The organism is Bradyrhizobium sp. 27S5 (assembly GCF_037217225.1).
GTDB classification, from domain to species: Bacteria; Pseudomonadota; Alphaproteobacteria; order Rhizobiales; family Xanthobacteraceae; genus Bradyrhizobium; species Bradyrhizobium septentrionale.
Genome location: NZ_CP147714.1, coordinates 5,866,315 through 5,889,290, shown reverse-complemented (window position 1 = coordinate 5,889,290; position 22,976 = coordinate 5,866,315). Strand labels below are relative to the sequence as shown.

The window sequence follows — 22,976 nt, the reverse complement described above, 5'->3', positions numbered from 1 at the left end:
ATGCCGCATTCCTGAAGGCCATGAGGATAGCGCGCAAGCAGAAGCGTCTTCCATGAACTATGTGCCGCAACCGAACTTGCAGGGTTGGGGCGGCGATATGCCACAAACCGTGTCGCAGGGTGCTGTTGGAGCCAATCTTGGACGTGACTGAGAGCGGCGAGGAGGCGACTAAGGTCCGCGCGGCAGGCGTTCTGTGGCGATGGTGTTTCAGTCGGCGCTGCTCTATCCCGCATCTGACGGCGCTGGCCAATATTCAGATGAGCCTCAGGCATGCGGGATTGTCGGCAGACGAGACCAAGGCGCTCATCTCGTCGTCGGCGCAGTTTCTGAAGGTCGACCATCTGCCAAGAAGCCAAGCGCGTTGTCCGGCAGCGAGCGGCAGCGGGTCGCACTGGCCAAGGCCATCGTCAGGCAACCGTCGGTGTTCCTGATGGACGAGCCGTTCCGATTATTATGCTCTGTCATTCGTAAGTGAACGTCTCTCGTCCGCGAGTCGAGCGAGGATGTAGCGGGAGAGGACAGGCCAGCAGCTCCGAGAGCAGCGCGGTCAACGTCGCGGCTTCTGATGCACCCAGCCGGTCGAGGATATCTTGCTGAACAGAGGTACCGAGCGTGCCAACTTCGTCGAAGCGCGCAGCGCCGCTGCGCGAGAGAAAAATCAGGACCTTGCGTCGGTCAAGTGGATCGGGGCCGCGATAGACTTCGGCCGTGGCGACCATTCTGTCGATGATCTTTGTAAGTGTCGGACCATCGACGAAGAGACGGGTCGCCAGATCGCCCATCGGCAGACCGTTCCGCTCCGCCAGCGCCTCGAGCACGCGATACTGATGGAGAGACACGTCCCTCGGCTTGAGCCGGGCTTCCAGCGCCTGCTCCAGCTGACGATTCACGCCCCGGATGAGGTCGGGTAGATCCACTCGTTGTCCCTTGGTCAATTTATTTGATATTTCAACATTTCACTTCGACTATAAATTGGCGGTGGCGCAAAGCAAACCCGCTTTGTGCTTGCCCAATGAATGGGCTGACTGGGCGGCAAACGCCGGAAAGACTGGCAGCCGGGGGCGAGATTGGTCGCTTCTGCCGCAAAACCGGCTCCGTTGGGGGCGTGATCGCGGTTGGCATGATTCGTGAGTGGTATGTCCGTCGGAAGTACGGAGAGGCCACTTTTGCGTAGCGTTCGGATATGTCTGCTCATCCCACAAAGCGGCGCCGCAGGACTGTGGGCGCCGTCAGCTGAGGCGTGCGGACGTCTGGCAGTCGATGAAATCAACCGGATGTCGGGCATCCTGCGCCGGCCGGTCGAGCTGCGCATCATCAATGCCGGTGAGAGCGGCGTGAGCGCAGGCCAGGCAGCGCGCGACGCAATCGAAATTCATGGCGCCCACGGCATTGTCGGGATGTTGCCCAGTTTTGCGCGGGACTTCGTGGTGAGCGCAGCCCGTGGTCGTGTCCCGTTCATCTACACGCCGCAGTTCGAAGGGTTGTCGTCGACGTTCGGCGTCATGACGACCGGCGAAACTGCGGACGAGCTGCTCGCGCCTGCGATCCAGTGGCTCTCGGAATCAAAGCGCGCGCGCCGCTATTTCCTCTGCGGAAACGACTATGTCTGGCCGCGTTCGTCACTCAAGATTGCGCGCGCGCTGATCGCCCGCTTCGGCGGAACTGTGACGGGAGAGCATTATCTGCCCGTTGGCTTGCATGACTTCGACGAGATCCTCGACCGCATCAAGGCCACACGTTCGGACGTGGTCGTGCCGCTCTTCCTGGGGTTGGACTGCATCGCCTTCAATCGGGCGTTCTGTGCAGCAGGCCTGAGTTCGAGCGTGCTGCGGTTCTGCTCCGCGATCGACGAGACCATTATCTACGGGCTCGAGAGCGACGAGACCGAGAATCTTTACGCAGCCTCGAGCTATTTCGCGTCCATTCGTTCGCGCAACAACGGTGCATTCCTGGAGCGGTACCACACCGCGTTTGGCGATAGTCCGCCCCCGGCCAATGCCTATGGGGAGTCCTGTTACGAGGGCATCTATTCGCTCGCGGCCCTGATCGAGGAGGCGGGCAGCTGCGATGCGCGGGAACTGGCCCGCTTTTACGGGCGAACCATCCAGCAACGCACGGCGCGCGGCGATGAAGCCCGCCCGGTGGTCGGAAGCCGCCATCCGATCTTTATCGCCCAGCTCGACGGCTACGACTTCTCGATCGTCGCGCGTCGATAAAGCGCTTGCATTTTCAAATATTGTCTTTTTAATAGTTTCCGTATCAAGAACCAGTTGGGGCTCTCATGACTTTCTCCCGTCGCCGCTTCCTGCAGCACTCGGCCATTGCAACGACGACGCTGGTTTCGGCACCCGCGGTCTTCCGTTCCGGAGCGTTTGGCGCCGAAAACCCGATCGTCGTCGGCAGCCTGCACGACCAGTCCGGTCCTATCGCGGCCTCCGGTACGCCGATGGTCTACGCTCTGCAGCTTGCCGTGGACGAGATCAACGCGGGTGGTGGACTGATCGGCCGGCCGCTGAAGGTGATCCACTACGACACCCAGTCGAATATCCAGATGTATTCGCAATTTGCCCAGCAGCTTGCGGTGAAGGACAAGGTCGATGTGGTCCACGGCGGCATCACCTCCGCCTCGCGCGAGGCGGTGCGCCCGACCTTCGATCGCTTCAAGGTGCTGTACTTCTACAACGTGCTCTATGAAGGCGGCGTCTGCGACCGCAACACCTTCTGCACCGGGACGACGCCGGCGCAGACCGTGGAAAAGCTGGTGCCGACCGCGATGAAGAAGGCGGGCAAAAAGGCCTACATCATTGCCGCCGACTACAATTACGGTCAGATCACCGCGAAGTGGATGACCAAATACGTCAAGGACAATGGCGGCGAAGTGCTGTCGACCGACTTCTTCCCGCTCGACGTCACGAACTTCGGCCCGACGATCTCGAAGATCCAGGCCGCCAAACCCGACCTCATTCTCTCGGCGCTGGTCGGCGGCAACCATACCGCGTTCTACCGGCAGTGGACGTCGGCCGGCATGAAGGGGAAGATCCCGATCGCATCGACCACGTTCGGCCTGGTCAACGAGCCGACCACGCTCGACGCCGCCGAGAGCGATTCCATTCTCGGCGCCTACGGCTATTTCGAGGAGCTGACGACGCCGGCCTCAAAGAGCTTCGTCGAGAAGATCAAGAAGGCGCATTCCGACACGCCCTATATCAGCGAGCTCGCCGCCTGTACCTACGAGGGCGTCATGCTTTGGGCGGCCGGTGTGCGCAAGGCCCGCAGCATCGACCGCATGAAGGTGATCGCGGCGCTGGAGGATTCCGTCGCGTTCGACGGACCAAGCGGCAAGGTCACGCTCGACAAGGCGACCCATCACACGATCCGGAACGCGTTTCTCGCAGAGGTGAAGGACCGCAAATGGTCGGTGCTGGAGAGCTTCCCCGACGTCAAGCCTGCCGATACCGCGAGCGTCTGCGATCTGGTCAAGAACCCGAACGACATCAAGCAGTACATTATCAGTCTCTGAAGTCGCTGGGACCCGCAGCTCGGCGGGACCACGTTGGACTGCCGGAAGGACTTGCGAATGGCGATCTACGTCATACTCGGGCTCGACGTTCTGAACGGAATTGCCTCACTGTTTTTGCTGTGCCTGGGACTGGCGATCATCTTCGGCATGATGAAGATCATTAATCTTGCCCATGGCGAGTTCATCATGCTCGGCGCCTACGCGACTGTCATTTCGGCCAATGCCGGGGTGAACATCTGGATCGCGATTCTGATCGTTGCGCCACTGTTTGTCGGCGTTGTCGGCCTCATCATCGAACGTTGCCTCATCCGCTTTCTCTACGGCCGCCTGGTTGATTCGATGCTGGCGACCTGGGGGCTGAGCCTTGCCATCATCGGCATCATCACGACGATCTACGGCAATACCCAGCAGGGCGTGCCGACCCCGCTTGGTGGCTTCTCGATCGGCTCGTATCAGTCGAGCTACTACACGCTGTTCCTGGCGGGCATGGCGATCGTCATGATGGCTCTGGTCTACGGCGTCATGCGCTACACAAGGTGGGGCCTGATCGCTCGCGCGACGATGCAGAACCCGGCGATGGCGGCAACCCTGGGCGTCAACCCGGCGCGGGTCTATATGAGCACCTTCGCGGTTGGCGCCGCGGTCACGGGCCTGGCCGGCGGCTTGCTGGCGCCGGTCTCGGGCATCACTCCCGGAATGGGTGGCGCCTATGTCGCCAAGACCTTCATGACGGTGGTCGGCGGCGGCGCGGCGATCCTGTCGGGCACGATGTCGGCGGCGAGCCTGTTCGGTGCGGTCAATCAGATCGGCGCCTACTTCACGACCCCCGTCTATGGCGAGGTCCTGGTGTTCACGGCGGCGATCGTGCTGATCCGCTTGCTGCCGCAGGGCATCTCCGGCCGCTTCTTCAAGGGGACGCTGTGATGTCCCCGCGCTTTCGTCTCGCGGCCCAGGCCGGTGCAGTCGTGGTTGCGATCATTGCGATCGCGCTGGTTCCTTCGGTGATCGAACTGTTCGCGCTGATGCAGTTGACGCTGTTCGCGGCGATGTCGGTGCTGGCGCTCAGCCTTGCCTTCATCTGGGGATTTGGCGGCATCCTGTCGTTCGGGCAGACCGCATTCTTCGGGTTGGGCGGTTACGCCTACGCGATCGCCGCCGTCAATTTTCAGGACTCGACGCCGGCGATCCTGCTCGCGGTTATCATTCCACTGCTGTTCGCGGCGATCCTCGGCTATTTTGTCTTCTTTGGCCGCATCTCCGACGTTTATCTCGGCGTGATCACGCTGACCGTCACCCTGATCCTGTTCAACTGCATCAACTCGACGTCCGGTGACAGCTACCGGATCGGCCAGGCCTTGCTCGGTGGCTTCAACGGCATTCCGGCGGTGCCGACCTTCAACGTGCCGTTCCATCCGGGCGAGATGCTGTCGCCCGAACAATCCTGGTGGGCGACGGCTGGCGCGCTGCTCGCGGTCTTCCTGCTGTTGCGTCTTCTGCTGTCGCTGCCGGCCGGGCGCGTCATCGTGGCCGTGCGCGAGAACGAGGTCCGCGCCTCCTTGCTCGGTTATGACCCGCGACTGGTCAAGCTGCTCACCTTCATCCTGGGCGGTGCGATCGCGGGACTTGCCGGCGCGCTCTACGTCAATTGGGGCGCGTTCGTCGGTCCGACCATTTTCAGCCTGTCGCTCTCGGCCGAGATCATCATCTGGATCACCGTGGGCGGGCTCGGCACCTTGCTCGGCCCAATCGTCGGCTGCGTGCTGATCGAGTACATTGTCGCCTATATCGGCTCGCAGCAGGCGTTGAACGCCAATCTCGTCCTTGGCGCCGTCCTGATCGTCTTCGTGCTGCTGCTGCCCAAGGGGCTGGTGCCGACGGTGCGTGATCTTCTGCTCAGGCTGGTGCCCGAGCCGAAGCCTGCGGCACCTCGCGCGGACCAGTCGCTGCCGTCATCGCCGGTGGCGCCGCAGCCGGCTGGAGCAGAATAGCCATGGCCGATCTCGTACCTCTGCTCAAGGCCGAGCATCTCACGATGCGGTTTGGCGGCGTGGTCGCCAATGACGACATCAGCTTCACGCTGGACGAGATGGAACTGCGTTGTCTGATTGGCCCCAACGGCGCAGGCAAGAGCACCTTCTTCAAGATGCTCACCGGCCAGCTGACCCCGACCTCGGGCGCGATCGCGTTCCGGGGCGAGGCCATCGCCGGCAGGCTGTCGCACCAGATCGCCCGTATGGGGATCGGCATCAAGACCCAGGTGCCGAACGTCTTCAACGGCCTGTCGGTGCGCGAGAACATCTGGCTTGCGGTTCGCCGCAAGGCGACGCCGCGCGCGCAGCCGCCGGCCGTTAATTCCGTGCTGGAGATGATCCGTCTGACCGATCACGCCGATCGCATCGTCGCGACATTGTCGCATGGTCAGCGGCAGTGGGTTGAGATCGGCATGGTGCTTGCCGCCGAACCCGATTTGATCCTGCTGGACGAGCCGGCCGCCGGCATGACCGACGAGGAGACCGCTCACACCGCGGCGATCATCCGCGAGATCAACCGGACGCACGCCATCATCGTCGTCGAGCACGACATGGAGTTCATCAAGCAGATCGCCAAGAAGGTGACCGTGTTTCATCAGGGGCGCGTCCTGGTCGAAGATACCGTGGGCAAGGTGCTGGCGGATCAACGGGTGCGCGACGTCTATCTCGGCAAGAAGGTGGCGGCATGAGCGCGCTGCTCGAGGTCAAGGACCTGAGATCGGGGTACGGCCGGATTCCGATCCTGTTCGGCATCGATATGACAGTGCAGGACGGCGAGTATCTCGGCATTCTCGGCCACAACGGCATGGGCAAGACCACGACGCTGCGCGCGTTGATGGGCCACCTGCCGACGACCGGAGGCACGGTCGCCTTCGCGGGCAAGACGATCACCCATTTGAAGCCGCACGAGCGATCCCGACTCGGCATCGGCCTGGTGCCGCAGGGCAGGGAGATTTTCCCCGATTTGAGCGTCTACGAGAACCTGCGCATGGGCCTCGCTGCTGCGCCAAGGGAAGACCGCGGTATCATTGATACGGTGCTGGAAGACTTTCCGCGTCTGGTGCGACTGCTCGATCGGCGCGGCGGTGCCTTGTCCGGTGGCGAGCAGCAGTTGCTCGCGCTGGCGCGCTGTCTCTGCACCAAGCCGCGGCTCATTCTGCTCGACGAGCCGACGGAGGGTATCCAGCCATCAATCATCGAAGAGATCACCGAGACGCTGCTCGCGCTGAAGAAGCGTTGGAGCATGTCGCTGATCGTCGTCGAGCAGAATCTCGAGTTCATTACCACGCTGTCCGACCGGGTCCTCAACATCCAGAAGGGACGGATCACGGGACAGCTCGACCGGAAAAGCCTGATGGCACGGGATGCCGCCATGAGTCCGAGTTAAGGCCAATTCCGGCGCAGCTGCGCCGGCCACTGCGATCGGTGATTTCTGTCTTCTCTGCCAGCTTGTCTGCACAAGAAAGGATGACTCATGTCTATCAAACGCCCGAATGCCGAGGATGTCGCTGAACTCGCGGCGAGCCTGCACATGAACATGTCGGTCGAAGAAGCCGGAGAGTATCTCGCATTGATGGGCGGCATGTTTGATGCCTATGACATCGTCGACGAACTGCCGAATCCGTTGCCGCCGGTCAAATACCCCCGCATGCCCGGCTCGAAGCCGGGTCCGAAGGACAACAAATACGGTGCCTGGGCGATCAAGACTGAGGTGAAGGGCGCGCCGAGCGGCAAGCTCGCCGGCCGGACAGTCGTCCTGAAGGACAACGTCGCGCTTGCAGGCGTTCCCATGATGAACGGCTCGACGACCCTCGAAGGCTTCATCCCCGCAGCCGACGCGACGATCGTGACGCGGATTCTCGATGCCGGCGGCACCATCGTCGGCAAGGCCGTATGCGAACATTTCTGCCTCTCGGGCGGCAGCCACACCTCCGATCCGGCGCCGGTTCATAACCCTCTCAAGATGGGCTATTCCGCCGGCGGTTCATCTTCGGGCAGCGCGGCGCTGGTTGCGGCCGGCGAAGTCGACATGTCGATCGGCGGCGACCAGGGTGGCTCGATTCGCATCCCAGCGTCCTATTGCGGCATCTACGGCATGAAGGCGACGCACGGCCTCGTGCCCTATACCGGCGTGATGCCGATCGAATCGACGATCGACCACACCGGCCCGATGACGGCGAACGTCTCCGACAATGCGCTGCTGCTGGAGGTGCTGGCCGGTCCCGACGGGCTTGATCCGCGGCAATATGCGCCGAAGGTCACGAGCTACACCGAGATGCTCGGGCGGGGCGTCAAGGGCCTGAAGATCGGTGTGCTCAAGGAGGGCTTTTCGGCGTCAAACATGCAGGAAGGCGTCGTCGCGAAAGTGAAGGCCGGGGCCGAGCGTTTCGCCGGACTTGGCGCCAGCGTGTCGGAAGTTTCGATTCCCGAACACGCGCACGCGCTCGCCGCCTGGAATCCGATTACGCTGGAAGGCTTCCTGGTCCAGATGATGATCGGCAACGGCATGGGCTTCAACTGGAAGGGGCTCTACGATGTGGGCCTGCTGGACGCGCATTCCGCCTGGCGCAACCGTGCCGACGATCTGTCGGAAACGCTGAAGCTCTGTATGCTGGTCGGACAGTGGGGCGTCAGTCATTATCGCGGCCGCTACTACGCGAAGTCCCGCAACATCGCGATCGCCGCCAAGGCCGCCTATGATGCGATGTTCGGTTCGTACGACCTGCTCCTGATGCCGACCTTGCCCTGTGTCGCGACGCCAATTCCGGCGAAGGATGCGCCGTTGTCCGAAATTGTCCAGCGCGCCTTTGAGATGACCGCCACGACCAGCCCGTTCGATGTCACCGGCCACCCGGCCATGTCGTTGCCCTGCGGCCTCTCAGACGGCCTTCCGGTCGGCCTGATGCTGATCGCCAAGGACTACAACGAGGCGACCATTTATCAGGCGGCCAGGGCCTTTGAGGCCGATGGCGATTGGAGAAAGTTCTGATGATCACGATCACCGCCGTCATCAGGACGAAATCCGGGCGTGAGGTCACGATGCGCGACGCGCTTCTTGACGTCGCGGCTCATGTCGCGGCCAGGGAGCCCGATACCATCGGGTTCTTCATCTCGCAAAGCGAGGAAGATCCCTGCCTCTTCACGACCTACGAGCGCTTCGCCAACAAGGCTGCGATGGATCGCCATAACGGGTCGGCAGCCGTCGCAACCTTCTTCGGCATCGCCAAGCCAATCCTGGACGGCGAGGTCATGCTTGTGACGTCGAAGGAGGTGTCGGCGACGGTCCGGTAAGCCGGCGCCGGATCAATTGCGGGAGAACATCGTGACGTTACGGCTTCATGGCATCATCGGGAGATCCGACGATCCGACCTATGCGGGTCGCCTCCATCATATCGAGCATCACGGTGGGATCGAACTGCTGTTCGTGCCGCCTGCGGACGTCGGTCGCAAGCGCTTTCGCCTGATGACCGATCGCGGAACCGACTGCGCGGTCAGCCTGGATCGTGACGAAGAGTTGGTCGATGGCGGGCTGCTTTTTCTCTCGCACGATCGCGCCATCATTGCCCGTTTCGGCGAGCAGGACACCTGGCGCTTGAAACCCGCGGATCAGGCGACGGCGCTCAAGCTCGGATGGAATGCCGGAAATCTGCATTGGCGGGTCCGCTTCGACGGTGACTGGCTCGTCGTGCTGCTGGATGGTCCGCTCGAGGCGTATCGCGCGCGCATCATGCCGCTGCTCCAGGCGGGCGAGGTGGTGGAGAGCGATGCTGTTCGATAGATTGCAGGCGCTGGCACTGCTGCAACTCGGCGACAGCGCGTATCCGGCCGGCGGCTTCGCGTTCTCCTGGGGGCTCGAAGGGCTCGCCGCGGACGGCATGCTCTCCAATCGCAATGAGCTGGACCGCATCATCGCCGATCAGCTGGCGCGGCGATGGGCCACCATGGAGCGCGTCCTGCTGCGCAAGGCCTTTCACGCGGCAGGATGTGACGCGATTGCTGCGGTCGACCGCCTCGCCGAGGCGGGAACACCATCGGCCGAGATGCGGGAAGGGTCGCGCCGAGCGGGCAGGGCGCTGCTCGGGGTTTGGGTCAAACTCGATGGGCCGCTGTCGGTCGCGTACCGCACCCTGGTGTCATCGGACGCGCGGCTCGGTCATTTGCCGGTCGCACAGGCCGTCGTCGGTCGGGATGCGAATTTCAACCTGGATGCAGCCGAACTGGTCTCGGGCTGGACGCTGGTGACCGGCCTTGTCGGTGCAGCCGTGCGGCTCGGCATCATCGGCCATGTGGAAGCCCAGCGAAGCCAGTCAGCGGCACGCGGTCTGCTCGCAGAGCTGCTCGCAGAGACACCGCCGGCGGACGCGTCGCCCGCGAGCTTCACGCCGTTCATCGATATTGCAGTCTCGCGCGGACCGCTTCGGGATGTTCGCATGTTTACGACCTAGATGAGGTGACTTCGCCATGATGAATCTGTCGCCGACCGAGATGGATCGTCTCGTGATCTTCAATGCCGCGCAGATGGCGCGTCGCAACCGCTCACTCGGGATCAGACTGAGTCACCCCGAGGCGGTCGCCTACATAACCGACGAGGTGATGACGGCGGCGCGGCGCGACCTGCCTTACGCCGAAATCCGTGATATGGCGGGGCGGTTGCTGACGACGGACGATGTCGCGCCCGGCGTCGCGCAGATGATCCCGATGCTCTACATCGAATGCATGTTTGCCGAAGGCACCAAGGTGATGGCGGTGTTCGAGCCAATCGCACTCAGCAACGCTCCTGCGGCCGACGACCTCGTACCCGGCGAGATAATCGCAGGTGGCGAAAACATCGAGAGCTTTGCAGACCTGCCGGCTATCACGATTGAGGTGATCAATACCGGCGACCGCGATGTCCAGGTCCGCAGCCACACGCATTTCTTTGAGGTCAATCGTGCCTTGCGTTTCGATCGCGCGGCGGCGTGGGGCATGAAGATCGATCGGCCGGCCGGCGCCGGAGTACGTTTCGAGCCGGGGGTCACCAAGTCGGTGCGTCTGGTACCAATTTCGGGTGACCGGGTCGTGCTTGGACAGGCCGGGCTCGTCAACGGTCCGCTGGATGTGCCGTCCGCCCGCGATGATGCGCTCAAGCACGCCCGTGCTCGCGGCTATCAGGGAGCTTGAACGTGGCCATACTGACCCGTCGTGCCTATGGCGAACTCTACGGTCCAACCAAAGGCGATCTCGTGCGGCTGGCCGACACCAGCCTGCTCGCTGAGATCGAGCACGACTACGCCACATACGGACATGAGCTCTTGGTCGGCGCCGGAAAAAACCTGCGCGACGGCGAGGGCGTCAATGGTTATCGGACGTCATCGCACAAGATCCTCGATGTGGTGATCAAGAATGCCACGATCGTCGATGCGGTCACCGGTATCGTGAAGGCCGACATCGGCATCCGCGACGGTCGCATCGTCGGCATCGGCAAGGCCGGCAATCCCGACGTGATGCCGGACGTGCATCCCGATATGGTCGTGGGTCACACCACCGCGCCGATCGCCGGCGGCCCGTTCATTGTCACGGCCGGCGCGATCGAGTCGCACGCCCACTTGATCTCGCCCGAGCAGTCCGACCATGCACTCGCCGGCGGAACAACAACATTGGTAGGGAACGGATCGGGTCCGGTCTTCGATGTTGGCAGCGGGGCTGCCACACACTTTGCACGCTTCCTTCAGGCGATCGAGTTCTCGCCCCTTAACTACGCGTTGTTTGGACGCGGCGGTTCCAACCCCGAAGCCGTCGAGGAGGCTGTTGCCGCCGGCGGCATGTCCGTGAAGATTCACGAGGATTTCGGCGCCGCGCCGGCCGTGATTGACCAGAGCCTCGTGGCGGCCGATCGCAACGATTTTGCGGTCCACCTCCACACCGATTCGATCAATGAGTACGGCTTCTGCGAGGATACGATGGCCGCCGTCGACGGGCGCACCATCCACATGTATCACGTGGAGGGCGCCGGCGGCGGCCATGCGCCGGATCTGCTCAAGGTGGTGTCGTGGGACAACGTCATCCCGTCGTCCACCAATCCGACCAACCCCTATACTTCCTATGGCATGGAGGAGGGGGTGCCGATGACGATGATCTGTCACCAGCTCAACTACAATGCGCCCGAGGATGTGATGTTCGGCGAAGCGCGGGTGCGCGCCCAATCGATGGCCGCGGAAGACTTTCTCCACGACATGGGCGCCATCTCGATCTTCGGCACGGATACGCAGGGCATGGGGCGTCTTGCGGAGAACGTCGCCAAATGCTGGCAGCTTGCCAGCGTGATGAAGGACCGCATCGGCCGTCTGCCCGAGGAGAAAACAGCCGGCGCAGACAATGAACGCATCAAGCGTTACATCGCCAAGCTCACCATCAACCCGGCAATCGCTGTTGGCATCGACCATTTGGTTGGCTCGGTCGAGGTCGGCAAGATGGCCGATCTGGTGCTGTGGCCGCGCGCGTCTTTCGGCATCAAGCCCTACATGGTGATCAAGAACGGCTTTGTCGTCTGGGCCGCCATGGGCGACGGCAACGGCAGCCTTGGCCTGTCGGAACCGATGATTCAGAAACGCATGTGGGGGGCACTCGGCGCCGCGCCGCAACGGCTGGGTGTCAACTTCGTCTCAAAGCTTGCCCTGGACGCTGATGTCGGGCGCAGGCATGGCCTGACGCGCGATCTCGTTCAGATCAGGAATGTACGGAAGCTGCGGAAGACCGACATGGTGCGGAACGCGGCCATGCCGCACGTGGAGGTCGATCCGCAGACCTTCGAAGTTCGCGCCGATGGCAGGCTTCTGATGTGCCCCCCAGCAACGAAGGTGCCGCTTGCAAGGCGGTACATGCTCCGATGAACCGGATCGCACTGAAGAGCGTATCAGCCGCGGCGCGCATCGCCGCCGCGCGGGTCGGGATCGGAGGGCCGGTTGGTTCGGGCAAGACGGCGTTGGTCGAGCGCCTGATTCCGGCACTCCTGAAGCGCGGCATCGATATTGCGGTCATCACCAACGACCTTGTCACGGCTGAGGACGCCGAGCGGATCAGGCGCTCCGGGCTGATCGATCCGACGCGCGTATCGGCTGTCGAGGCGGGCGCGTGCCCTCACACCGTCATTCGCGAGGACCCGACGCTCAACATTGAGGCTGCGGACGAACTGGAGCGGCGCTTCCCGGGCGTCGAGCTCATTCTGCTCGAAAGCGGCGGCGATAATCTCGCTTCGACGTTTTCGCGCGATCTGACGGATTTCTGGATGTTCGTCATCGATGTAGCCGGCGGCGACGATATCCCGCGCAAGCGCGGCCCCGGGGTCATCCGTGCCGACCTCCTTGTCATCAACAAGGTCGATCTGGCCCCTCATGTCGGAGTGGACCTGGAGCGCATGCATCGGGAGGCATTGAGTGTCCGCGGTGATCGTCCGGTGCTGCTCACCAATTGCCGCCGCGGCGAGGGAATCGATGCGATCGTCGATCTTCTCGAGCGCGAGGTTCTGTTCAGAACGTGAGGCCGGTAGCGACAAGCGACGATCTGCTGCTCGACCTGAGCTTTGTCCGCCGCGCCGATCGTACGGTCATTGACCGGCGCCTGTTCGCCTGGCCGTTTGTTCTGACACGCAGCTTCTATCTCGATCCGGATCGGCCGGGCTGCCTCAGCGTGATCGTACAGACGGGAAGCGGGGCAGTTCACGGTGAGGACAGCCTCGCACAACGTCTCGTGCTCAGTCCCGGCACTGCCGTCTGCCTGACCAATCAGGGCGCGACATCCGTACATCGTGCGGACCCGGCTGCCCGCTCCATGGAAACAGTCAGACTTTACGTCGCAGGCGGCGCCAGTCTGGAATATTTGCCTGAGCCGCGCATCCTGTTTCCGGATGCCGCGCTGTGCCAGTCTGTGGAACTCGACTGCGCGAAGGAGGGCTGCACCCTGGTCGTCGATGCATTCACGATGCACGATCCCGGTGGAGAAGCCCGTGGTTTCCGTGAACTGGAATCGACGTTCTGCCTGCGGAGATCGGGCGGCGAGCCCTTGATGATCGACCGGATGCGCCTGCACCGTCCGGATCCCGACATCTTTCGTGGTTATCGGGCCTTTGGATCAGCGATTCTGGTGCTCACCGCTTCGCATGATCTGGCGCGCCTTCAGGCATCGCTGACTGCCGCTCTGGGTCGGACTTCGAGATTGTACGCTGCGGCCAGTGTGCTACCGGGAGCCGCGGGGCTCGGTGTCCGCCTCGCGGCCCTGGACCTCAGGCAGATACGAACAGCATTCGACGCGATCCGGACGATCTATCGTCAAACATTGCTGGCTTCGATGGCGTCCTGAAGGCGGTTGGGTCGCTGTCCTTTGATAAGAAAAGCTGGGCTTACGAAACAGCGATAGCGGTCCGTGACTCGAACCCGATGCCTTGTTTCCTGCAGGCGTCCGCTATGTGTGCACGACGTGTGCACCGGGAGATCAAGAATAATCCTGCGACAGCCAACTTAAGCAGGCGCTCAAAGTGGGTCGGGCCACCTGAGTTCGGCGGGCGTGAACCGTAAGTTGCAGGACAGGTGAGTGCTGGTGGAGCGAGAGTTTAAGCTTTTCAATTGGTTAGAGGGCGGCGTGTGCACAACGTGTACACCGGGAGATCAAAGAAAATCCCGAGACAAACGATGTGAGCACGTCGAACCGGGTGCTTCACCGTCAGCAGTAGACGGGCGTGGGCGCGACCTGCCGGCAAGCTGGTGGTTGTCGAAGTGGATCGTCGATGGACCGCAGTTGGCGCAAGGCGGTCCTTCCTAAGCGTGACCTTTAGCACGGTTAGCAAGACGCAGATCCAAAGGTCTCACCGCCTGAGGTCGAAGAGCGCCGCATCGAGATCGAGCGGAATATAGCCCTACGTCTTGCTCCAACGCCTATTCTGCCGATTTGCTAAAATGCGGGAGGGACCGACCCTTCAGTCTGATGTGCCTGTACGCCTTGCCTAATCCCACGTTTTCTGGGTAATGGACGTTTCCGTGCGGCTCGCAAGGCCGCTTGTTCCCTCGGCTGTTCGGTTGGCTGCAACGGTCGGCTGCGAGACAAGACAGGGCCTGTTGCATGATCAGATTTGGCCTACTCGGGTGCGGGCGCATCGCCAAGCGTCATTCCGATCTCCTGGGTGGCAATCACATCGAGGGAGCCATCATGTCGATATGCTGGAGGTTGTTCTTCGGCGATGTGGTGAGCGTGCATGCCCGGGCGGCAACGGCGCTGGCCAAGATCGAAACCGAGGACACCGCGGTCGCAACGCTGAAGTTCCGCAATGGCGCGCTCGGGATCATCGAGGCGACCACTGCGGCGCGTCCGACCGATCTCGAGGGTTCGCTGTCGATCCTGGGCGAGAAAGGCACCGTCGAGATTTCCGGTTTCGCGGTCAACCAGATCCGGCACTGGCGCTTCGTCGAAGAGCCGGTTGGGTGTGAGTGCATTAGGCCGGCGTCATCAAAGAGGTTGAAGAGTGCCCCATTAATGAGCCAGAAACTGGTAGGGTTGCAGGTCGGAAGAGCTTTAGCCGCGCTCAGCGTGGCTTATTTCCATTCCTGGCACGTCACGATGCAGTTCCCGCCGGATACCGCTTATCCAATTCCCTTGCTCCGTGATTATGGTGAACTCGGCGTCCATTTCTTCTTCACGATAAGCGGCTTCGTCATCTGCATGGTCGTGACGTCGCCACGGTTTGCAATCTCAAGCTTTGTGACGCAGCGGTTCTTCAGGATATGGCCGCTGTGGATCGGGACATCGATCGTCTATTTGTATTTGACGAGATACCTCGGCAGGGGTCCGAACCAGACGATCGGCGCGTTCTTCTATTCGCTCACATTGCTGCCGACCGAAGGCAATCCCTTTTATGACGTGGGTTGGAGTCTGCAGCATGAGGTCGCGTTCTATCTCGCGGCAGCCCTGATTGTGCCGAGGCTCGGCACCTACGCACTGATCGCGTTTTTGAGCTTGTGTGCGATGGCAGACCACACGCTATCCTTGGGATCCTTGCTTTTCTAGTTCATCCGCGAGCGGGCAGGGCAGGCGTCGTTGCGCCACTTGTCGCAGGCTTCATGCTGCTATGGTTGCTCCCGCGACCTTTTTACCCGCTTCCGATGTTCTGCCTGCTGATCGGATTGGCGAACTTCAAGCCGAGGACCGTTTTTGGTGAAGTGTTGGTTGCGCTCGGAGACGCGTCTTACTCGATCTACTTGATCCATGTGCTGGTGTTCTATTACGTATACATCCACCTTCGACCGCCGCTTCCGCCGCTCTGGTCTCAGGAACCGATGCGATATGGCGCGTTGATCGTCGTTTGCTTTTTGGCGCTGGCATCGTGGCGGTTTTTCGAGAGGCCGATGATCTTATTCGGCCACAGGCTCAGTAAGCCGCGCAATCAACAGTCACGTGCGGCTTAGCCGGTGCCTGGCCGACCGCTCATTTGGCCTCGTGCGGCCGCTTCTGCCATACACTGGTCGTGGCCGCTAGAATGGAAGGTGCCGGCCATACCTCTGCAGAATGGCTGCGAGGGCCTGCGGATCGCTACCGCTACCAGGGCATTCCACAAAACTGACCCGCCGCGGGCAGCTCTCACAGAGGCGCAAAAACAGGAAGGCGCCGATCGCTATTCCGTAGTTCTTCCGATAGCGTCCGCTAATGCGTTTGCCAGATCTTCTACAGTCTTAAAGCAGGCCCCACCGAGAAGGCTTACATCTACGGGCGTGCCCGCTTGGCGGCCCGGTAAATCAACAGAACGCGATAACACGAAATCGTGGATGCCTTCAGCAGCGTCCATGCGAATGGAAACTGCTAGATCAATACTGGTTTGTCGGCGTTGCCTTAGAATCCACTGCAAATGCCCAGGTTCGGTCTTGAGGCATCGGAGCATGTAAATTTGAACTCTAAATTTGTCGTTCACGACGTATGCTCTGGCATTGAAGTCGAAGCGGGCTGTCAAATCCAGGCGACGCATCTCCGCGAAAAGCACTTGCAGAATGCGTTGGCGCTTCAATGAAGTCTCTCGCTTAGCAGATCCATTGGAAAATTTGCTCGGACGATATCCAATCAACTCGTAAGCGTTTGCGAGGCTGCCGAAGCGCTTCTTATAGCTTTGAGTTGTCGGCATCGACTCTGCATTGTTGATAAGCGTGCTATTCAGGCGACCTTTTAGCTTTAGAAGGTGGCTGAGATTTTCAAGCATGTGCTGGTCAGACTTGCGTCTTGTGAGTTCGGCGAACCTCCGTTGTACAGCCTGAAACAGGTGCTCGTCGACCACTGCCCCAAACGCGTTGACTGATCGTATCCACATCTCCGGCGGGTTCTTCACCGCCTTGATTTTCAGCTTGAATGAAGTGCGATTGTAGATGTTGTTGCCGACGTACTTCTCGTCTGAAAGCATGTTCGAGATTGTGGTTCGATTCCACGGCCTCCCGAATTCGTTGACGTGCCCTTCCTCATTCAATTCTTTGGCTATTTGAATTTCATTCTTTCCGTCGAATGCAAAAGATATGAACATGCGCCGGACTAGGGCTACTTCATCGGCCGGCCCCGGAACAAGAATAACGCGGTCGGATTGAATGAATTTTCGCTCTCCGTGGGCCAAAGTGACTCTTGGAGAGCCCCTAGCGTCAATCAAACTCCGTCTTAAACCATATCCTGGGGGCGCTCCTTGCCAAAAGCCGCGACTGCCTAGAGTGCAGTGCCCAGCAAAGACTTTGGAGGAAAGGCGCCTGCTGTAGCCCGCGGCGTCCACCCTTTGCAAAGTCTTGAGCAAAGTCGACGCAAGGCTACCATCGTTCTCAAAATCTTCAGCGCAATAGATAACCGGGATGCCTTTCTCCTTGCAGAGATACTCGTAGTGCGCGCTTTCATCAGCATCTTGGAAGCGACCCCAGCGACTAACATCGTAGACCAGAATGACTTCGAAGTCGGCCTGCTTAGTCTGAACGTCTTTGAGCAGCGACTTGAGGGCTGGTCGTCTGTTCAAATCCAAGCCACTACGCGCTTCGTCCGAATATTTCCGAACGATTTGGATGCCGTGAGCGGCGGCGTATGCGGCAATCGCATCTTCCTGATTTAAAGTTGAGTAATCCTGCTCGTCGGTGGACATCCGGACATACTGTGCTGCCCGCCGAGCTTTTTCAGAGCCAGGCAGGTTGTCCCGCCGAATGACTAGATTGTTTGTCATCGGATGTGCCCGCCGTGGGCCACTGTCAACCGTTCGGAAATTATAGCAGCAGCGGCCTTCCAGACCAAATTATGCCAAGGTGGCTCTATCTCCTTGTCTGGGCCTCTCATGACGATTTTAAGCGCGTCGCCGCCCAAAGATCGCTGCAGCGCCTTTGCCTCATCCCATGGCGCGCGCATCCAGACATCGTGCTCCTCGTCGGTGGTGAGGATGACGGGCATGGCCTTGGGATGGATTGGCGCCACAACCGCATCGGGCTCGGTCGTCAGGAAGCCGTAGACGAGGTGAGGTCCGGGGATTGGCTTCGACTTGGTGCCGCGTTCGCCCTTGAACTCGGTCCATATGCCAGCGAAGGCCGTCAGCGGCCGCTCGTCGTTGAGCGCGAACCAAACGACGTCCTTTTTCTTCGTCTCCGGGTTAGGCTCCGGAGCGTATTCGGCGAAGCTATTGAACGGGACCAGGCAGCGGTTTTCTGGCTTCAGCCAGCCCCGCCAGTGCGGCGAGGACGTGTTGCGGATGTTGGTCACCGGTGGGCCACCCGTGCGAGGCGGCGGTGGCATGCCCCAGCGCATAAGCACCATCTCGCGCCCGTCACCAACATTGCGGACGATAGGTGCTGGGTAGTCAGGGAAAACGCCCGGCATAGGGGCTAGGTTGCCGACGTACCTGTTGACGACCGGAAACAGGTTCAGGATCGCGGCCTGGTTGGTCGTGATGCTGTAGAGATTGCACATTGCTCAGACATGAGGCTTTCCGGCTTTATCGTCGAGTGATCTGTTGGCTGTGCGGCCGTTGGCCAATGCCTCGACAGTCTCGACAACGTGCCGACGCCCAGCTGGATCCTTGATCGAACGAAATGCTCGCAGCAATCGAAATATCTCTGCAGCGTCTCGGGCGAGCTGCTCCTTCGTCAAAAATGAATCCCCGCGATCAATCTGGCGGAAAGCTCCCGCCGCGCATCCGACTGAAAAAAGCGCTTCCGAATAGTCAAGAGCCGCGATCCAGGACAAACTTGGGCTCTAATCTTGGGCGGTTCAGCATGGCGGTCAGATTTCGTCTGTGTTGTGGCACCTGGTCCGTCTGACCGCGCCAAGCGCCATTTGGTGACAGCTCAGCGCGATGGATTTCGCAGCTCACGGTGTTTGATTTCAATGGAAGGATCAGGCCGCTCCACCGCGTCGTAGAGCTGCCGCTGTGGCAGTACGGCTCCTTGCCCGGGTCAGTATGGCGCGGCCCGGCCAACACCGCATGTTCGGTGGTGATGCATTCGCCGCGCGCCAATTCTACCTCGCACTGCCTTGCAGCTTTTCCCCCTCATGGCGGGCAAGACCAGATACCCGGCAACGGGTACGTTTGTACGATTTCCGGGAAATTGAATGGACATCCAAAGAAATTCAGTGATTTAGTGCGGTTAGCAGAACAGGAAGGAGGCGCTGCTTGCATAAAGCGGAAAAGCGGACGCGCGGGCGTCCGGTGGGATCCTCGGACCAGGGGGCAAAACGGCAGGAGTTTGTCGTCGCGGTGATGAAGGCGATTGCCGAGCACGGCTACAAGGATGTGACCGTTGCGACGATCTGCGAAGCGGCTGGTTTCTCACGCGGCCTGATTGCGCATTATTTCCCCGGTAAGGACGCCTTGTTGCTGCATGCCGTAGGCGAGGTGGCGAAAGACTTCGAGCAGGCCACGCGAGCTGCGGCCGACGCGGCCGGTCCTGATCCGCTTGAACGCCTGCGCGGTATCGTCACGGCAAGCTTTCGCGCACCGGTGTTCACACCCGAGAAGGTTCTCGTCTGGGTGGCTCTTGCAAGCACGTCGCGCTGGTCCCCCGAGCTCGCCGAGATCTACCGAAAACTCTATCGGCCCTACCGTCGCGGACTGGCCCATCTCATGCAACGCACAGCCGATGCTCGCGGCCTCAAGATCAATCCTGACCGCCTCGCGCTAACCCTGACCCAGCTTACTGAAGGTCTTTGGGCCGGATGGGCAGCCGATCCCAAGACGGTTTCGGCCGCAGAGGGAGAGGCGGCATGCCACGATCTGCTCGACGCATTCTTCCCAACACAGCGCGCGGCCCCGTAGCGCTCTTCGCGCGTTTGCCGGCGGGAGGCAGACCGCTATTTGCGCTTCTTCATCGCACGCAGGTCAATCGCGCCAACAAGGGTTCGAGGGTCAAGGCCGGCTGCGAAGATCTGCGCCTTGTTGATCTTTTCAGTCGCGGTGAGGGGCATCCGGTCCAGGAACAGCATCCACCCGGGCGCCTTGTAGTAGGCCAGCTGCTGGTTGCAATAGTCCACGATGCCTTGGGCAAGCTTTAGGTCGGCCGTGTGACCCGAAGCCGGCACGACACAGGCGAAGATCTCCTCTCCGGCCTTTTCGTCAGGAACGGCCAGGATCGCGATCTGGCGAACGGCAGGATGCCGGCACAGCACGGTTTCAACTTCGGTGGCGGCAATGTTCTCGCCGGCTCTGCGGATCATGTTCTTGCGCCGGTCGACAAAATAGATGATCCCGGCCTGGTCTTGGCGGACGATATCGCCTGAATGCCACCAGCCGCCGCGCCACCCCGCCTCGGTCGCTGCCGCATCGTCGAGATAACCGGCGAAAAAGCCTCGTCGGGGATCTTCGCCCGACAGTCGAACGACGAGCTCGCCCTCGGTACCGGAAGCCACCTCGCGGTCGTGCTCATCGACCACTCTCGCCTCGAGGGGGGCGACCGGACGCCCGATTGCTCGGACTCCGATCGGGCGCGGCTCGTGATCATTAGCCGTCCACCGTCCGACCTCGCTCATACCCCAGACTTCGAAATGCGGGATTCCGAAGCGTTCCTCGAATTCCCGATGGATGGCAGGCTCCATTCCCGCCCCAAAGCCAAATCTCACGCTGTGCGCCCGCTCACCTGCGGACCTGTCCATCGCGATCAGGGCCTGCGGCACGGCGCCGATGTAGTGGACGATGGTGGCGCGGCTGGTCGAAACCTCGCGCCACCACCGCTTCGCCGAAAAATGTTCGGGGCGGATCACGCAGCCTTGCGACAGCAACATCGGCATGAGTGCAACCACTCCGGCGTGGACGTGGAACACCGGCATCGGGTTGAACAGCCGGTCCCTGCCGGGCTCGATGGAGAAGCGGCCGCCGCTCCTCGCGAGCGTGAAGAACCATTCGCCCGCCGAGAGCCAGTAGTCGTTCGTAACCAGACAGCCCTTCGGGCGACCGGTTGTGCCCGATGTGTAGAAGACGCCAGCCTCGGTATCGCGACCGAGAGATCCTGACGGAGCGAACCATGCAGGCGAGGGCAGCCGCTCCGGCAAGTCGTCTGCTGCAACAACAACGAACTGGTTCGCCAGCTCAGTTGCGACCGCGGTCAACCGGTCGATGTGACGGCGGAGGGCGACCGCGAGCACGGCGCCGCTGTGCCTCATCTGGTAGAGCAGCTCGGCGTGGCGATGGTCAGGGTTGATAGGGACGACGCTGGAGCCGACCGCGTTGAGAGCGAGCAGGTGAAGGAAGTAATCGGGCCTGTTCTCAACGAGCAGGGCGACGCGATGTCCACCTCCGTATCCCGCCTGCCTGTAGAGTTCGACGAGCGGCAGCACGCGCTGCATCGCCTCGGCATAGGTCCATTTAAGGCCATCGGGCGCATAGGATGTTCCCACGGGCACGCAGACAAACTCATTGCGCGGTGCCGCGGCAACGCTCTCCCGAAATGCTTCGAAAATCGTGTCGGCCACCTGTCGTCGCTCTCCCGTATTCGTCGCGCGGCGGTCGGATCGGACGCTTCAGCCCGTTCGAACGCAGCGGCGACCGTCGCCTTGTCATTGGTCGGACGCGCGCCTCGCGGACGCGTGCCGATGTGAAGTCGGGGCCATTGATGGCCAGCTCCGGCTTTTTCGGCGTTGTGGCGATCCTAAAGCGGGGCCGCGGGAAGGCAACAACAATTTTGTTGAACGTCCGACAAATTATGCCATGATGGGCTGGGCAAAAGAAACTGATCGAGACTAGGGAGGTGTCGGCATGCTGCGGAAGAGGACGGGAACCGCGGTCACATCACTGCTCGTTGCGAGCTGGAGTTTCGCGCCGGTAGCATGGGCGCAGCCAGACACCCCGGTGAAGATCGGCGTTCTGGGTGATCAATCCTCGGTCTATTCGGCCGCGGGCGGCCGCGGCAGTGTCGAGGCGGCAAAGCTTGCCGCGGAAGACGCCGGATTGGTGCTCGGCAAGCCGGTCGAGATCGTTTCGGCGGACTTCCAGTTGAAAGTCGATGTCGGCGTGGCGATCGCCAGAAAATGGTACGACGAGGAGAATGTCGATGCGATCATCGACGTTCCGTTCTCGGGACTGGCTCTCGCCATCGCCGATATGACGCGGACCAGGAAGAAGCTTGCTCTCTTCAACGCTGCGGCGAGCTCCGAACTGACCGGAGCGAAATGCTCACCCTATGTGGCGCAGTGGACCTATGACACCTATTCGCTGGGCCACGGGCCAACCAGCGGCCTGGTGAACCGCGGCGAAAACAGCTGGTTCTTCCTGACCAACGACACCGTGTTCGGCGCGAGCCTTGAAGGTGACGCCTCCGCTGCGGTCAAGGCCGAGGGCGGTACCGTGATCGGCTCGGTTCGCACGCCGACCGCATCGACGGACTTTTCGTCGTTTCTGCTGCAAGCCCAGTCTTCCAAAGCAAAGGTAATCGGGCTCGTCGAGGCCGGTGCCGATCTCGCGACGGTCCTCAAGCAGGGTGAGGAATTTGGCGTGAAGTCGCGGGGACAACGCTTCGCGGCGCTGATGGCCACGATCGATGCGATCCACGGCGTTGGCCTCAAGGACGCACAGGGCATCATCGTGGCTGAGGCGTTCTACTGGGACCAGAACGACGAGACGCGCGCCTTCGCCAAACGGTTCTATGAGCGGATGGCCGCCATGCCGACACAGGTCCAGGCCGGCGCCTTCAGCGTCGTCAATCACTATTTGAAGGCGATCAAGGCGGTCGGCTCGAAGGATCCCGACAAGGTCATGGCCAAGATGCGGGAGATGCCGATCAACGACTTCATGTCGCGCGATGCCAAGCTGCGGGCCGACGGCCGCGTGATGAGGGATCTCTATTTGTTTGAAGTCAAGTCGCCAAAGGAATCGACGCGCCCGTGGGACTATTACAAGCAGATTGCCGTCATCCCGGCGGACAAGGCGGTGCGGCCCATCGACCGGGGCGGCTGCCCTCTGGTCGGTCAATAAT

General features: G+C 61.3%; 23 protein-coding genes. 19 read left to right on the top strand and 4 right to left on the bottom strand.

What is annotated here, in order from left to right; translation table 11 throughout:
* Positions 1-199 precede the first annotated feature (199 nt).
* Positions 200-475: an ATP-binding cassette domain-containing protein gene (locus WDM24_RS27855; protein ID WP_224742036.1), complete on the top strand. Its 276-nt coding sequence runs from the start codon at positions 200-202 to the stop codon at positions 473-475.
* On the opposite strand, the gene WDM24_RS27850 is transcribed toward WDM24_RS27855, so the two are convergent.
* Positions 462-917, bottom strand: coding sequence for a MarR family winged helix-turn-helix transcriptional regulator (locus WDM24_RS27850; RefSeq protein WP_338828036.1), 456 nt, complete (start codon positions 915-917; stop codon positions 462-464). The genes WDM24_RS27855 and WDM24_RS27850 overlap by 14 nt on opposite strands.
* A gap of 249 nt (positions 918-1,166) precedes the next feature.
* Between WDM24_RS27850 and WDM24_RS27845 the strand changes: the two genes are divergently transcribed.
* The 16 genes from WDM24_RS27845 (at position 1,167) to WDM24_RS27770 (ending at position 15,980) form a co-directional block, all read left to right on the top strand.
* Positions 1,167-2,216 carry a substrate-binding domain-containing protein gene (locus WDM24_RS27845; protein WP_166306152.1) on the top strand — a complete coding sequence of 350 codons (1,050 nt, stop codon included), beginning with the start codon at positions 1,167-1,169 and terminating at the stop codon, positions 2,214-2,216.
* Positions 2,217-2,281: 65 nt separating this feature from the next.
* Positions 2,282-3,520 carry an ABC transporter substrate-binding protein gene (locus tag WDM24_RS27840; protein ID WP_338828034.1) on the top strand — a complete coding sequence of 413 codons (1,239 nt, stop codon included), beginning with the start codon at positions 2,282-2,284 and terminating at the stop codon, positions 3,518-3,520.
* Between the two features lie 57 nt (positions 3,521-3,577).
* Entirely contained in the window at positions 3,578-4,444 is an 867-nt protein-coding gene (locus WDM24_RS27835; protein WP_338828032.1) for a branched-chain amino acid ABC transporter permease, read from the top strand.
* Positions 4,444-5,508, top strand: a complete 1,065-nt coding sequence (locus tag WDM24_RS27830) for a branched-chain amino acid ABC transporter permease (RefSeq protein ID WP_166306161.1) — start codon at positions 4,444-4,446, stop codon at positions 5,506-5,508. Before WDM24_RS27835 ends, WDM24_RS27830 begins: the two co-directional genes overlap by 1 nt.
* Positions 5,509-5,510: 2 nt before the next feature.
* Positions 5,511-6,239 carry an ATP-binding cassette domain-containing protein gene (locus WDM24_RS27825; RefSeq protein WP_166306164.1) on the top strand — a complete coding sequence of 243 codons (729 nt, stop codon included), beginning with the start codon at positions 5,511-5,513 and terminating at the stop codon, positions 6,237-6,239.
* Positions 6,236-6,937, top strand: coding sequence for an ABC transporter ATP-binding protein (locus tag WDM24_RS27820; RefSeq protein ID WP_338828029.1), 702 nt, complete (start codon positions 6,236-6,238; stop codon positions 6,935-6,937). The genes WDM24_RS27825 and WDM24_RS27820 overlap by 4 nt, the downstream gene beginning before the upstream one ends.
* 87 nt (positions 6,938-7,024) lie before the next feature.
* Positions 7,025-8,539, top strand: coding sequence for an amidase (locus WDM24_RS27815; protein WP_166306170.1), 1,515 nt, complete (start codon positions 7,025-7,027; stop codon positions 8,537-8,539).
* The gene (locus tag WDM24_RS27810) at positions 8,539-8,841 is read left to right on the top strand and encodes a putative quinol monooxygenase (RefSeq protein WP_029082582.1); all 303 of its coding nucleotides are present in this window, start codon (positions 8,539-8,541) and stop codon (positions 8,839-8,841) included. Before WDM24_RS27815 ends, WDM24_RS27810 begins: the two co-directional genes overlap by 1 nt.
* 16 nt (positions 8,842-8,857) lie before the next feature.
* Positions 8,858-9,328: an urease accessory protein UreE gene (ureE, locus tag WDM24_RS27805; RefSeq protein ID WP_338828026.1), complete on the top strand. Its 471-nt coding sequence runs from the start codon at positions 8,858-8,860 to the stop codon at positions 9,326-9,328.
* On the top strand, positions 9,315-9,995 hold the full coding sequence (locus WDM24_RS27800) for an urease accessory protein UreF (RefSeq protein ID WP_338828024.1): 681 nt from the start codon (positions 9,315-9,317) through the stop codon (positions 9,993-9,995). The genes ureE and WDM24_RS27800 overlap by 14 nt, the downstream gene beginning before the upstream one ends.
* Positions 9,996-10,011: 16 nt before the next feature.
* Positions 10,012-10,710, top strand: a complete 699-nt coding sequence (gene ureB, locus WDM24_RS27795) for an urease subunit beta (RefSeq protein ID WP_338828023.1) — start codon at positions 10,012-10,014, stop codon at positions 10,708-10,710.
* A 2-nt stretch (positions 10,711-10,712) separates the two neighbouring features.
* Positions 10,713-12,419 carry an urease subunit alpha gene (gene ureC, locus WDM24_RS27790; protein WP_338828021.1) on the top strand — a complete coding sequence of 569 codons (1,707 nt, stop codon included), beginning with the start codon at positions 10,713-10,715 and terminating at the stop codon, positions 12,417-12,419.
* Positions 12,416-13,066 carry an urease accessory protein UreG gene (gene ureG / locus WDM24_RS27785; protein ID WP_338828020.1) on the top strand — a complete coding sequence of 217 codons (651 nt, stop codon included), beginning with the start codon at positions 12,416-12,418 and terminating at the stop codon, positions 13,064-13,066. Before ureC ends, ureG begins: the two co-directional genes overlap by 4 nt.
* Positions 13,063-13,884: an urease accessory protein UreD gene (locus WDM24_RS27780; protein WP_338828018.1), complete on the top strand. Its 822-nt coding sequence runs from the start codon at positions 13,063-13,065 to the stop codon at positions 13,882-13,884. The genes ureG and WDM24_RS27780 overlap by 4 nt, the downstream gene beginning before the upstream one ends.
* A 756-nt stretch (positions 13,885-14,640) precedes the next feature.
* On the top strand, positions 14,641-15,582 hold the full coding sequence (locus WDM24_RS27775) for an acyltransferase family protein (protein ID WP_338828016.1): 942 nt from the start codon (positions 14,641-14,643) through the stop codon (positions 15,580-15,582).
* A gap of 53 nt (positions 15,583-15,635) precedes the next feature.
* Entirely contained in the window at positions 15,636-15,980 is a 345-nt protein-coding gene (locus WDM24_RS27770; RefSeq protein ID WP_338828014.1) for an acyltransferase family protein, read from the top strand.
* A 206-nt stretch (positions 15,981-16,186) separates the two neighbouring features.
* Here the strand turns inward: WDM24_RS27770 and WDM24_RS27765 are convergent, their stop codons facing one another.
* Entirely contained in the window at positions 16,187-17,749 is a 1,563-nt protein-coding gene (locus WDM24_RS27765; protein WP_338828013.1) for a recombinase family protein, read from the bottom strand.
* Positions 17,746-18,483, bottom strand: a complete 738-nt coding sequence (locus WDM24_RS27760) for an SOS response-associated peptidase (protein ID WP_338828011.1) — start codon at positions 18,481-18,483, stop codon at positions 17,746-17,748. Before WDM24_RS27760 ends, WDM24_RS27765 begins: the two co-directional genes overlap by 4 nt.
* 703 nt (positions 18,484-19,186) lie before the next feature.
* Here WDM24_RS27760 and WDM24_RS27755 point away from each other — a divergent pair.
* Positions 19,187-19,828: a TetR family transcriptional regulator C-terminal domain-containing protein gene (locus tag WDM24_RS27755; protein ID WP_338828010.1), complete on the top strand. Its 642-nt coding sequence runs from the start codon at positions 19,187-19,189 to the stop codon at positions 19,826-19,828.
* A 35-nt stretch (positions 19,829-19,863) separates the two neighbouring features.
* On the opposite strand, the gene WDM24_RS27750 is transcribed toward WDM24_RS27755, so the two are convergent.
* Positions 19,864-21,477: an AMP-binding protein gene (locus tag WDM24_RS27750; RefSeq protein ID WP_338828009.1), complete on the bottom strand. Its 1,614-nt coding sequence runs from the start codon at positions 21,475-21,477 to the stop codon at positions 19,864-19,866.
* Positions 21,478-21,763: 286 nt separating this feature from the next.
* Here WDM24_RS27750 and WDM24_RS27745 point away from each other — a divergent pair, with 286 nt between their 5' ends.
* Positions 21,764-22,975 (top strand): ABC transporter substrate-binding protein, encoded by a 1,212-nt coding sequence (locus WDM24_RS27745; RefSeq protein ID WP_414645772.1) that lies wholly within the window; start codon positions 21,764-21,766, stop codon positions 22,973-22,975.
* Position 22,976: the final 1 nt, after the last annotated feature.